This is a genomic window from Polynucleobacter sp. AP-Nino-20-G2 (assembly GCF_018688235.1).
Taxonomy (GTDB): domain Bacteria; phylum Pseudomonadota; class Gammaproteobacteria; order Burkholderiales; family Burkholderiaceae; genus Polynucleobacter.
On record NZ_CP061313.1, the window covers coordinates 1,072,847 to 1,085,484 of the forward strand.

Genomic DNA, 12,638 nt, shown 5'->3' on the forward strand with positions numbered 1-12,638 from the left:
TCTTATTTTCTTTCGGGGCGTCTAAACACTGGCTTGTCTGGCTTGGATTCTGAAGCTACATACTTGTAGCCATCAAGGTTAAAGCCTTTTAAGTCGACAGGATCGGTAATGCGATTTTCAACAATATACCGAGCCATGAGCCCTCTTGCGCGCTTAGCGTAGAAGGAAATAATTTTGTACTTACCATCTTTGGCATCCTGAAATACAGGCGAAATGACTGGGCAATCCAGATCTTTAGGCTGCAAGACCTTGAAGTACTCTTCAGACGCCAAATTGAGCAGAACCGGCTTCTTCTGGTGATCTAAGACCTGCTTCAGCGATTGCGTTACGCGCTGACCCCAGAAAGCATATAAGTCCTTACCCCTGGCATTTTTGAATGCGGTACCCATTTCAAGGCGATAAGGCTGCATCAGATCCAAGGGTTTAAGGGCGCCATATAGTCCAGACAAGATGCGGATATGGTCTTGCGCGAAATGAACCGCCTTCGCGTCGAGAGATTTGACGTCAAAGCCATCATAAACATCGCCATTGAAGGCATAAATCGCTGGCTTGCTGTTTTCTGGTGTGAATTTCTTAGACCAATCGCGATACCGGCCAACATTTAAGACTGCCAGCTGATCCGATAAGCCCATTAAATCAGCCACTTCTTGAGGGGCCAGCTTCTTCAGATCAGCGATAAGCTTGGCGGATTCCGCAACAAACTCGGGCAAGGTCGTCGCCTTGACCGAAACTGGTGTTTTGTAATCGAGTGATTTAGCAGGTGAAAGAACTATCAGCATGGCACAATTTCATTATGAATTTCCCCCATTCTAGCGACTACCTAGTGAATTTGCCCTAAAGCGTCTCTATGGACCAAGCGCTAACACCAAGCCCATCTTTTCCCAGCCGCCTACCAAAGGTCGGTACAACGGTATTTACTGTGATGTCAGCGCTGGCAGCAAAACATCAGGCCATCAATTTGGGGCAAGGATTTCCGGATTTCCCCTGCAACCGTGAATTAATTGCCGCTGTAAATACAGCGATGTTGGCAGATCACAACCAATATCCACCAATGGTGGGCGTTGCCGAATTGCGATATGGAATATCAGAGAAGATTGCTTCTTTGTATAGGCATCACTACAACCCAGAATCTGAGATCACGATTACAGCGGGCGGCACCCAGGGAATCATGACAGCGATTCTCTCCTGCGTCGGCCCAGGCGATGAAGTAATTATTATCGAGCCTGCTTACGATAGCTATCGCCCTTCTATCGAATTGGCTGGAGGAAAAACCATCGCGGTTTCATTAACAGCCAATCGTGATGAGCAAGGCCATGTCCAGTCGTACTCCATTCCATGGGATGCGCTCAGTAATGCAGTGAATGTAAAAACACGACTGATTATTATCAATACACCGCATAACCCCACTGGTATGGTGTGGCAAGCGGCTGATTTAGATCGCTTAGCGAAGTTAGCAAATGATACGAATGCGTTGATCTTAAGCGATGAGGTCTATGAACATATGATTTATGACGGTCGTCAGCATCAAAGCATCTCAAGTCATCCTGGGCTGGCTGCTCGCAGCTTTCTGATTTCGAGTTTTGGCAAAACCTATCACGTCACAGGCTGGAAAGTCGGCTATGTCGCAGCTCCAGCTGCGCTGACGACAGAGTTTCGCAAAGTCCATCAGTTCAATGTCTTTACTGTGAATACGCCCATGCAGTATGGTCTAGCCAATTATTTGCAAGAGGCTGCTCACTATTTAGAGTTGCCATCCTTCTATCAACAGAAACGCGATTACTTTAGAGCGGGATTAGAAGGTACAAAGTTTAAATTACTACCTACGCCAGGCACGTATTTTCAGTGCGTGGATTACACAAACCTCAACATTCCGCAGGCTCAGCTCAATGAGGCAGATTTTTGTACCTGGCTCACTACAGAAGTCGGTGTTGCGGCCATTCCGATTTCAGCTTTTTATAACGAGCCCGTTCAGTCAGGAGTGATTCGTTTTTGCTTTGCTAAAAAAGAACAGACATTAAGCAATGCATTAACACGCTTGCAGCAGATTTAATAACCAAACAAAAAAGAGAATCTTATGGCGACAACAAAGAATAAAAAAGACATCATTGACGTGTATAGCTGGCCAACCCCCAATGGTCACAAGGTACACATCATGCTTGAAGAATGCGGCTATAAATTGGGGAAAGATTGGATTGCCCATCCCATTGATATTGGCTCAGGCGATCAATTTAAGTCTGAATTTTTGGCGATTAGCCCAAACAACAAGATTCCGGCCATCGTTGATCCTGAGGGTCCAGATGGAAAACCTATTCATCTCTTTGAATCCGGCGCTATCCTGCTCTATTTAGCAGCCAAGACTGGGAAGTTTCTACCAAAAAGTACTCGCGGTAAATATGAGGTCCTGCAGTGGCTGATGTTTCAAATGGGCGGCTTAGGCCCCCTATTAGGTCAAAACCACCATTTCAGGATCTATGCGCCTGAGAAAATTGAATACGCCATCAATCGTTACACTAATGAAGCCAAGAGACTATATGGGGTTATCGATCATCAACTGAAAGATAATCCTTATATTGCTGGAAAAACCTATTCGATTGCCGATATCGCTATCTTTCCTTGGACTCGGAACTGGAAGAATCAGGGTATTGATATCAACGAGTATCCGCATTTCAAGGAATGGTTTGAAAAGATTAGTGAGCGCCCTGCCGTGAAGCGTGGCGTTGAAGTATTAACTGCATTACGCAAGCCTTTGCATGATGACAAGGCCAAAGAACAGTTGTTTGGTTCAACCCAGTATCAAAAAAGGAAATAACATGAAAATTCAATCGATCGGTGTTATTGGTGCAGGCACCATGGGTAATGGCATCGCACAAGTGTGTGCGGTTGCCGGTCTGGATGTCGTGATGGTTGACATCAATGATGCGGCGGTTGAGCGTGGCCTCAGTCAAATTAGCAAAAGCTTAGATCGCTTAGTTAAAAAAGAAACACTTACGACTGAAGCAAAAGAAGCGGCTTTAAAACGCATTAAAGGCAGCACTGCGTATTCAGATTTCAAAGGCTTGCAATTGGTCATCGAAGCAGCCACTGAAAACCAAGCAATCAAAGAAAAGATTCTGAAGCAGGTTGATGACATCGTCGGCAAAGAAACTATCATCGCCACAAATACCTCATCTCTCTCTATTACCAAGCTAGCAGCCCTCGACTCCAATCCGGATCGCTTTATTGGTATGCACTTTTTTAATCCGCCGCCGATGATGGCTTTAGTTGAAGTCATTCGTGGATTACAAACCAGTGATGCTACTCATGCTGCCATTGTGGAGATGGCCAAACGCATTGGCAAAGAGCCGATTACCGTGAAGAACTCACCAGGCTTTGTAGTAAATCGTATTTTGCTACCAATGATTAATGAGGCATTCTTTGTATTGCATGAAGGACTTGCCAGCCCTGAAGACATTGATGCTGGCATGAAGCTGGGCTGCAACCAACCAATCGGCCCTTTAGCATTAGCCGATTTAATTGGATTGGACACTTGCTTAGCGGTTATGGAGGTCTACTTTGAAAACTTTAGCGACTCCAAATATCGCCCGTGTCCATTGCTTCGTGAAATGGTCGCAGCCGGATACCTGGGTCGCAAAACGGGTCGCGGTGTCTATCACTACGAATAATTCTTACGCCTTTTAATTGACATTAATAAATAGAGAAGTTTGTGAACCCATTACCACCCCTAGTCCGTAAATTGGCCTATGCAGGCCTGATTCCTTTTGTAGGTTTAGCGCTCATGGTGCAGTTAGCGCCAACGCCACTGAATTATTTAAGCGCAGAATCTTTGGCTGGTTATGGAGCAATCATCACCTCGTTCATGGGAGCGCTCCACTGGGGAGCAAACTTACATACGCTTGGGAAAGCGCCCCCAGGAGATCGCTGGGAAGATCGCAATGCCTGGATATGGGGGGTGATACCCGCTCTTGTAGCCTGGGTTGCGCTACATATTTATATTCCAGTTGGCTTGGTGATTTTGGCTTCCGCGCTAATCATCCAACGAAATATTGATATTGAAACCTATCAATACTATTTTTCTAGTGAAGAGGCGTGCAAAGCCTTTATCACCATTCGCAATCGTCTCACTGCGGTTTCTGCTGCATGCCTATTATGGGCAGCTCTAGTCATTTTGTTCATTCAGAACTAATTCATCGCCAGAATGACAAACCTCTTTGATCAAGAACCACCGCCACCGCTTGCGGAGGCGCTGCGTCCGAAGCAGATTGAAGAAGTCATTGGGCAGGGACATCTATTAGCACCGGGCAAACCACTCAATCTCGCGTTCGCATCGGGTAAGCCACATTCGATGATCTTATGGGGGCCTCCTGGTGTTGGCAAGACGACCTTAGCGAGACTTTCAGCGAAGGCCTTCGACCGTGAATTCATTGCAATATCGGCCGTACTTGCAGGCGTTAAAGAAATACGTGAATCCATAGAGCAAGCTCAGCAAAGCATGTCTCAATATGGCAGGCAAACCATTTTATTTGTGGATGAAATCCATCGCTTTAATAAAAGCCAGCAGGATGCTCTCCTACCTCATGTGGAGTCTGGTTTATTTACCTTCATTGGAGCTACGACTGAAAATCCCTCCTTTGAAGTGAACTCGGCGCTGCTTTCTAGGGCTCAGGTCTATGTTCTTAAGTCATTGAGCCTGGAAGAACTAAAGCAACTGTTTGAACGTGCACGTCAATACGCTATGCCTGATATTGAGTTCGATGCTGCTGCTATCGAGAGCCTCATTTCTCATGCGGATGGCGATGCGCGTCGTTTACTCAATCTCGTTGAACAGGTGTGCAATGCAGCCTCCACACCAGGATCAAGTATTCAACTCGTTGATCAAAAGTTTATTGAAAGCGCACTCACTACGCAGGCGCGACGCTTTGATAAAGGTGGTGATCATTTTTATGATCAAATTTCAGCACTGCACAAATCAGTAAGAGGATCCAATCCAGATGCTGCGCTCTATTGGTTTTGCCGCATGCTCGATGGCGGTGCTGATCCACGCTATTTGGCTCGCCGCATTATCCGCATGGCCTGGGAAGATATTGGCCTGGCTGACCCACGGGCAATGCAACTCGCGAATGATGCCGCGCTGACTTATGAGCGATTGGGCTCTCCTGAGGGTGAGCTTGCACTTGGTCAAGCCATCGTTTACCTAGCAATAGCCGCTAAAAGTAATGCTAGTTACAAGGCTTTCAATGCTGCGCGTGCTTATGTAGCAAACGATCAAAGCAAGCCCGTACCCAATCATCTACGTAATGCACCGACCAAACTCATGAAAGAACTCGGGCACGGCAAGGAATACCGTTATGCGCATGACGAACCCCATGCTTATGCGGCTGGAGAAACCTATCTTCCCGAAGGCATGAATGCACCCCATTGGTATGAACCGGTAGATCGAGGATTAGAAACCCAAATTGCCGAAAAGATGGCTTTTTTACGCAAACTAGATGAAGAGTCTAAGAAGAAATGAAATCGGATGAAATAAAGTTAGTAAATGGCACTTTTTACTTTGACATCATTTCGCCTTTCTCTTATTTCTATGTAAAGCAACGCCATCAATTGGAAGATCGCGTGAACATCACGCCAACTCCTATTTTGCTTGGAGGATTGTTTCGCGCAACCGATAACCGTGGTCCAGGAGAAATTGAAGTCAAGCGAGCTCACACCTATCAGTACTGTGTTTGGCTTGCAGAAAAATTAGGTCTGCCATTTCGGTTTCCAAAGTATCACCCATTCCTCACGGTTGCAGCACAACGTCTGTTGGTGCAAGAAAAGGCGGACTGGACCATGATTGAGCGTGCATTTGATTTTGTTTGGGCACAAGGTCAAGATCCCAATTTTGCTTGGCCTGAATTTTGCAAGCATCTTGGCTTGAGTGCTGACACCCAAAAGCCAAATGCGCCAGAAATCAAGGCGCAACTGATTGCCAATACAGAACAAGCAAAAGCCGATGGCGCCTTTGGCGTCCCCACCCTAGTCATTCATCAACACTGCTTTTGGGGGGTCGATACGATACCCTGGGCTATAGATTACTTAAATCGGCCGGGCATGTTTGATGAACCAGCCTACCAACACGCCGGTCAAATTCCTTCAGGACTTTGACTTATACAATAAGCAGTCATCATCTATTTTTACAGCATTTAAAGGATTTTTATCATGCGCAAACTTATCGCCACTCTAGCTTTGACTATCGGTTGCTTCACCAGCGCCGCTAGCTATGCCGGTCCTAAAGTTGAATTCAAAACCACCATGGGAAATTTTGTCGTGGAGTTGGATTCTGTAAAGGCACCAAAAACCACTGCTAATTTTTTAGACTATGTCAATAGCGGTTTTTATAACGGCACTATTTTTCATCGCGTGATTGATGGATTCATGATTCAGGGTGGTGGCTTCACTCCGGATCTTGTCCAAAAGCCTACTAATGCGCCAGTTGTATCAGAGGCTCAGAATGGTCTGAAGAATCAAACTTACACCATTGCCATGGCCCGCACCTCCGATCCAGACTCTGCAACAGCGCAGTTCTTTATTAACGTCAAGGATAACGAAGGCTTAAATTACCCAAATGCGATGGGCAATGGCTACACCGTGTTTGGCAAGGTGATTTCTGGAACACAAACCATTGATGCGATTCGCAAAGTGCCAACGATGGTTGCTCCTGCCCCAAGAATGGGTCGTATGGCAGATGTTCCAAGCAAGACTGTCACAATCGAATCAGCAACCGTCCTCAAGTAAGTCAGCATTACCCAGAGCCTGATGCGATGATATTGTTGGATGACGCCCAAAGCACTCCAGAGCACCCTAGCAGCAGGCTCTATCGCGAACCTATCGGGTATTGGTCTGTATACGCCCAGAGGGATGCATCAGCAACGGCCGAAGCAATACATCAGTGCTTGCTTGAGATTGATCAAGCATTATCCAAGGGCGAACATATCGTTGCTGCCTTTGCTTATGAGTTAGGCCGCGTTTTTCATCATCTCAAGCAGCGTAATGCGGAGCCCTCATCTCCTAGGCACCCACTAATTGAAGCATGGTCCTTTAGCGCGTACCGGGCGATGGGCAAAAGCGCGGTTGATGAATTTTTAGCGGATCAATTGAATAATCTTGACCCATCTGATCGGATTTCCGGGGTTGCTGATATCAAGTCGTCTATTGATGAGCATCAATTTACAAAGGATATTGCCGCGATTCAAGAGTACATCCGCAATGGTGATACCTACCAAATCAATCACACCTTCCGTATCACCGGAGAGGTCTATGGCAATCCCCTTGCCCTCTATACACAACTAAGAGACCGTCAACCTGGAAGATTTGGAGCCTATATCTCCGAAGGTCGTAGCTGCATACTCTCTCAATCACCAGAACTGTTTATTCAGCGTCAAGGCAATATTCTGAAAGCCATGCCCATGAAAGGCACTGCCAGCGCATTAACAAATTCCGCCGATGAACTTTCAGCCGATGCCAAGAATCGGGCTGAAAACGTCATGATTGTTGATCTCTTGCGCAATGACCTCAGTCGCCTTGCTTTACCAGGTACAGTCACCGTACCCCATCTATTTGATGTCACGCGCCATGGTGATGTATTGCAGATGACCTCCACCATACAAGCTCAAGCAAAAGATCATGTGCGCCTTGCTGACGTGCTGCAAGCCGTCTTTCCGTGCGGATCGGTCACTGGCGCTCCCAAAAAGAGAAGTATGGAAATTATTCAAGACCTAGAGTCCAAAGACCGTGGCTACTATTGCGGTGCACTGGGTTGGCTTGATCCCGATGGTGATTTTGCTTTTAGTGTTCCCATCCGCACTCTAGAAATTGAGCGCGATCAAAACGCCCTTCATCAATCTTTTAGCTTAGGTATTGGCGCAGGCATCACCATTGATTCTGATGCACAAGCGGAATGGGAAGAATGTAAAATTAAGGCTGCGTTTCTGCGAGAACTCCCTAGCGCCGTGGATCTTTTCGAAACCATCCTCGTTAAAAATGCTGCAGCTCAACATTTAGATCTTCACCTGGCCCGCTTAGCTCACTCAGCAACAGCACTGGGCATTGATTTCTCATTACTCGATGCTCAAAATGGAATAGTCGGTGTTTGCCAAGGATGCGAACCCAATAAACAGTATCGATTGAGGTTAGAGCTCAAACATACTGGATCACTAAACTATCAAGTTGCAGAACTTGAGCCATTAGCCGAAGCAGTCAAAATATTTTGGGCAAGCGAAATACTGCCAGATCCCGCGCTTGGGCAAATCCATTCTGGCAATGTGTTGCTAGGTCACAAGGTAAGTCATCGCTCAGTCTACGACGCTGCCTGGAAGACAGCTGAGCAACTAGGTGGTTTTGATGCGATCTTTATTAACGAACAAGGATTCGTCACTGAAGGTGGCAGAACGAGTATTTTTATTAAATCAGCAGATGGAAAGTCCTGGCTTACACCGCCAGTCAGTGCTGGTGTCCTACCAGGAGTCATGAGATCAGTCATCCTTGGTGATCCACACTGGAATGCCCATGAGGCCAACCTCACTATTGATGATGTCAGTGATGCGAAAGAGATTATGCTTACCAATGCACTACGCGGCACCGTCACTGCTCATTTTTAGAAAGTCCACATGAAGTTCTGCTCCCATTGCGCATCTCCTGTAACTGTAAAAGTTCCAGCAGATGATTCACGTGAGCGTCATGTCTGCGAATCTTGTGGAATGATTCATTACTTCAATCCACGTAATGTTGTGGGAACCATTCCGGTATATGGGGATCAAGTCCTTCTGTGCAAACGCGCGATAGAGCCGAGATATGGTTACTGGACCTTACCCGCCGGATTTATGGAGTTAGGAGAAAGCACTAGCGCTGGCGCTGTGAGAGAAACCCTAGAAGAGGCTGGTGCAGTAGTAGAGATTGGACCCCTCTACTCTCTACTCAACGTTGCGCATGCTGAACAAGTGCACCTTTTTTATTTGGCAAGAATGCACTCTCCCACATTTAATGCTGGTGAAGAAAGCCTTGAGGTTGCTTTATTTGATGAGGGGAATATTCCCTGGGATGAGATTGCATTTCCCACGGTCAAGCAAACACTCGAATGGTTCTTTGCCGATCGTGCAGCTGGCGTCTTCAGTCAGTCTGATGAATTTAGCGTTCGCGCTAGAGACATTCTCCCGTCGGAAAAGATCTAGGTTTCAGCCGCATGAGCAACATTACTTGGCTTGGGGCGCACGATCCCTTTCCAAACCCCATCAGTTGCCAAGATCCTGATCCTAGTGTCCCTGGTCTGATTGCGGTGAGTGAGCGCATCTACCCCGGACAATTGGCGCGCGCCTATCAACTCGGTATATTCCCCTGGTACTCTGATAACCAGCCTGTTTTATGGTGGTCACCGAATCCACGGATGGTATTGAAAACGGCCAACTTTAAGTGCCATGACTCGCTCAAAAAAACCATTCGTCAATTTTTACAAGACTCCAAAAAAGAAATTGTTGTGGATGGTGATTTTGCTTCCGTAGTGCGCTCCTGTGCGACCGCCAGCCGGAAAGATCAAGATGGCACCTGGATTACCCATGAAATCATGGATGCCTATACCCAGCTCCACGAACAATCGCATGCCCATAGCATTGCAGTGCTTGAAGATGGGTGCCTCATTGGTGGCCTTTACTGCGTCGCTTTTGGATCCATGGTCTTTGGGGAGTCGATGTTCAGCCGCCAAACGGATGCCTCAAAAATTGCTTTAGCAGCCTTGTGCGCCTGGTGCCATCAACATCAGGTAGAAATGATTGACTGCCAACAGGAAACAGCGCACCTAAGCTCTTTGGGTGCCGCACCAATAGCTCGAGATGAATTTTTAACGCATCTGCAAATCGCGTTAAAGCAATCTAATATGGAGATTTGTTGGAAATTTAATAAAGAGATACTGCGTCACTGGCTATGACTCAACTAAAAGAGCTTCCACTTACCGCCTTACAGTTTTATGCAACGGCGCCCTATCCCTGCAGTTATCTGCCGGGCAAGACTGCCCGCTCCCAAGTAGCCACACCCTCTCACCTTATTCATGCGGATTTATATGGTGAGTTAGTCAATGCGGGATTTCGTCGTAGTGGTTTATATACCTATAGGCCTTACTGCGATGAGTGCAATGCCTGTACCGCTAGTCGAATTTTGGTGCGAGATTACAAGCCGAACCGCAGTCAGCGTCGCTCATGGAAAAAGCATGCAGGCTTAGAAGTAAGAGTATTGAATTTGGGATACCAAGAAGAGCACTATCAGCTCTATCAGCTCTATCAACATGAACGTCACGCCGGTGGCGAGATGGATCAGGATGACCAAGATCAGTACATGCAATTTTTATTACAAAGTCGTGTGAATTCCAGAATCGTAGAGTTTCGAGATGGTCCGCATGATCTTCACCCCGGCCGACTTCGCATGGTGAGCATGATCGACATCCTAGATCAAGGAATCTCATCGGTGTACACCTTTTTTGATACTAGCGATCTCTCCGCTAACTATGGAAGCTTCAGCATCCTATGGCAGATACAGCAATCCTTAGAGCTAGGTCTGCCTTATCTCTACCTCGGCTATTACATTGCCAATAGCCAGAAGATGTCCTACAAGGCCAATTTCCAACCCATGGAGGGTTTAATCGATGATCGCTGGCAACCGATCATTGGGCCATAATATCTTCCTATGATTGATAGCTACCCCCTACTGCGCCCTTGGCTGTTCTCTTTAGATCCAGAGCAAGCCCATAACATCACCCTCAATAGTTTAGATCGTGCGGAACGCCTTGGCTTGTTACGCTGCTTCATTAAACAACCCGCAGCTGATCCGCGTACTCTCTGCGGAATTACCTTTCCAAATCCAGTCGGACTTGCTGCAGGACTAGATAAAGATGGCAAGCATATTGATGCGCTAGGCGCTTTAGGTTTTGGCTTTTTAGAAATCGGTACGGTCACGCCAAAACCGCAACCAGGCAATCCAAAGCCTCGCATGTTTCGCTTGCCAAAAGCACAAGCCATCATCAACCGCATGGGCTTTAATAATGATGGGGTTGATGCTTGTGTTGCGCAAGTACGCCAATCTCAATATTGGCAAAACGGTGGCGTCATCGGATTAAACATCGGCAAAAATGCCAGCACTCCGATAGAAAATGCAGCTAGTGACTATGTGACAGCCATGGAAGCCGTATATGAGATTGCCAGCTATATTACCGTCAACATCTCTTCACCCAACACTCAAAATCTTCGCGCACTCCAAGGCGAAGAAATGCTACGCACTTTATTAGGCTCCCTACATTTGGCCCGAGAAGCACTCAGCGATCGCTATGGAATTCGTAAGCCGCTCTTTTTGAAGATCGCTCCGGATTTAGACAATACTGATATCAAACTCATCGCCGATCTGTTGCTGGAATTTGGTATTGACGCAATTATTGCAACCAACACAACAATTGCCCGAGATGCTGTTCAAGGATTGGAGTTTGGACAAGAGGCGGGAGGTCTTTCAGGGGCACCTGTGCGTCTTGCATCCAATCATGTGATTGAAACGCTAAAAGCCAGCCTGGGTAATGCACTACCGATTATTGGTGTTGGTGGCATTCTGTCTGGAAAGGATGCCAAAGAAAAGGTTGATGCTGGCGCGAGTCTTGTTCAGCTTTACAGCGGATTAATCTACAGAGGCCCAAAACTCATCACTGAGTGCGCTGCCGCCTTAAAGGCTTAATACTGCAGGAATTTGCCTGATGCATTGAAATTGCATTTCATATTGTGCAATTTGGGGTAAAAATCGCTACAATTGAGCTCATGACAACGAGCAAACCTACAAAAGTGCCAAAGATCCCCGGGGAGGCTGGTAAAACAGCCATCCAGGTGGTTGAGCGCATGATGAATCTGCTCGATGCCTTAGCTCTCCAAGAAGAGTCCAGCAGCCTCAAAAGCCTGGCTGAGCATACAGATTTACACCCTTCGACTGCCCATCGTATCCTTAATGACCTGGTCGCCTGTCGCCTAGTGGAGCGTGGCGATGGCGGCACTTACCGCTTAGGCTTAAAGCTATTAGAGCTCGGAAACCTCGTGAAGGCGCGCCTATCGGTTCGCGAGGCCGCCCAAGGGCCGATGAGGGCTCTCCACAAACTCACTGGCGAAACAATTAATCTATCAGTGCGTCAGGGTGATGAAATCGTTTACATCGATCGCGCTTATAGCGAACGCTCTGGCATGCAAGTGGTTCGCGCCATTGGTGGTCGCGCTCCCTTACACCTGACTTCTGTTGGTAAATTATTTTTAGCTAGCGATGATCCAAGTCAGGTGCGCGCCTATGTCACACGGACAGGCCTATCGGGTCACACGAGAAACAGCATCACAGAATTAGCAAAACTAGATGCCGAACTCAATCAGGTGAGACAGCTGGGTCATGCACGTGACAACGAAGAGTTAGAACTTGGTGTGAGCTGTGTCGCTGCAGAAATCTTGGATGACAGCGGAAAGCTAGTAGCAGGACTCTCCTTGAGCTCTCCTACCGATCGCATTCAGGGAGATTGGTTGCGCTTATTACAAGATACCGCCCTACAAATATCCAAGGGCATGGGCTACAAACCCAAAACTTCCGAGCCGAATACCTAGGAT

14 protein-coding genes are annotated in these 12,638 nt (G+C 47.1%); 13 read left to right on the forward strand and 1 reads right to left on the reverse strand.

Features of this window, described 5'->3' with window-relative positions; genetic code table 11:
- Positions 1–2: 2 nt before the first annotated feature.
- Positions 3–779, reverse strand: a complete 777-nt coding sequence (gene yaaA / locus FD960_RS05630; RefSeq protein WP_215297807.1) for a peroxide stress protein YaaA — start codon at positions 777–779, stop codon at positions 3–5.
- A 68-nt stretch (positions 780–847) separates the two neighbouring features.
- On the opposite strand from yaaA, the gene FD960_RS05635 reads away from it, so the two are divergent.
- The 13 genes from FD960_RS05635 (at position 848) to FD960_RS05695 (ending at position 12,635) form a co-directional block, all read left to right on the forward strand.
- Positions 848–2,050: a methionine aminotransferase gene (locus FD960_RS05635; RefSeq protein ID WP_215297808.1), complete on the forward strand. Its 1,203-nt coding sequence runs from the start codon at positions 848–850 to the stop codon at positions 2,048–2,050.
- A gap of 51 nt (positions 2,051–2,101) precedes the next feature.
- Entirely contained in the window at positions 2,102–2,809 is a 708-nt protein-coding gene (locus FD960_RS05640) for a glutathione binding-like protein (protein WP_215300611.1), read from the forward strand.
- Position 2,810: 1 nt separating this feature from the next.
- Positions 2,811–3,662, forward strand: coding sequence for a 3-hydroxybutyryl-CoA dehydrogenase (locus FD960_RS05645; RefSeq protein ID WP_215297809.1), 852 nt, complete (start codon positions 2,811–2,813; stop codon positions 3,660–3,662).
- Between the two features lie 41 nt (positions 3,663–3,703).
- Positions 3,704–4,183 carry a DUF3429 domain-containing protein gene (locus FD960_RS05650; RefSeq protein WP_215297810.1) on the forward strand — a complete coding sequence of 160 codons (480 nt, stop codon included), beginning with the start codon at positions 3,704–3,706 and terminating at the stop codon, positions 4,181–4,183.
- Between the two features lie 12 nt (positions 4,184–4,195).
- Positions 4,196–5,509: a replication-associated recombination protein A gene (locus FD960_RS05655; RefSeq protein ID WP_215297811.1), complete on the forward strand. Its 1,314-nt coding sequence runs from the start codon at positions 4,196–4,198 to the stop codon at positions 5,507–5,509.
- Entirely contained in the window at positions 5,506–6,141 is a 636-nt protein-coding gene (locus FD960_RS05660; protein ID WP_215297812.1) for a 2-hydroxychromene-2-carboxylate isomerase, read from the forward strand. The genes FD960_RS05655 and FD960_RS05660 overlap by 4 nt, the downstream gene beginning before the upstream one ends.
- Before the next feature lie 54 nt (positions 6,142–6,195).
- Positions 6,196–6,771: a peptidylprolyl isomerase gene (locus FD960_RS05665; protein WP_215297813.1), complete on the forward strand. Its 576-nt coding sequence runs from the start codon at positions 6,196–6,198 to the stop codon at positions 6,769–6,771.
- Positions 6,772–6,797: 26 nt separating this feature from the next.
- Complete coding sequence (locus tag FD960_RS05670; RefSeq protein WP_215297814.1) at positions 6,798–8,633, forward strand: bifunctional chorismate-binding protein/class IV aminotransferase; 1,836 nt, start codon at positions 6,798–6,800, stop codon at positions 8,631–8,633.
- Between the two features lie 9 nt (positions 8,634–8,642).
- Positions 8,643–9,203, forward strand: coding sequence for an NUDIX hydrolase (locus FD960_RS05675; RefSeq protein ID WP_215297815.1), 561 nt, complete (start codon positions 8,643–8,645; stop codon positions 9,201–9,203).
- Positions 9,204–9,214: 11 nt separating this feature from the next.
- Positions 9,215–9,952 (forward strand): leucyl/phenylalanyl-tRNA--protein transferase, encoded by a 738-nt coding sequence (gene aat / locus FD960_RS05680; protein WP_215297816.1) that lies wholly within the window; start codon positions 9,215–9,217, stop codon positions 9,950–9,952.
- On the forward strand, positions 9,949–10,695 hold the full coding sequence (locus tag FD960_RS05685; RefSeq protein ID WP_215297817.1) for an arginyltransferase: 747 nt from the start codon (positions 9,949–9,951) through the stop codon (positions 10,693–10,695). Before aat ends, FD960_RS05685 begins: the two co-directional genes overlap by 4 nt.
- 9 nt (positions 10,696–10,704) lie before the next feature.
- Positions 10,705–11,736: a quinone-dependent dihydroorotate dehydrogenase gene (locus FD960_RS05690; RefSeq protein WP_215297818.1), complete on the forward strand. Its 1,032-nt coding sequence runs from the start codon at positions 10,705–10,707 to the stop codon at positions 11,734–11,736.
- A gap of 80 nt (positions 11,737–11,816) precedes the next feature.
- Positions 11,817–12,635 carry an IclR family transcriptional regulator gene (locus FD960_RS05695; RefSeq protein WP_215297819.1) on the forward strand — a complete coding sequence of 273 codons (819 nt, stop codon included), beginning with the start codon at positions 11,817–11,819 and terminating at the stop codon, positions 12,633–12,635.
- The last annotated feature ends 3 nt before the right edge of the window (positions 12,636–12,638 follow it).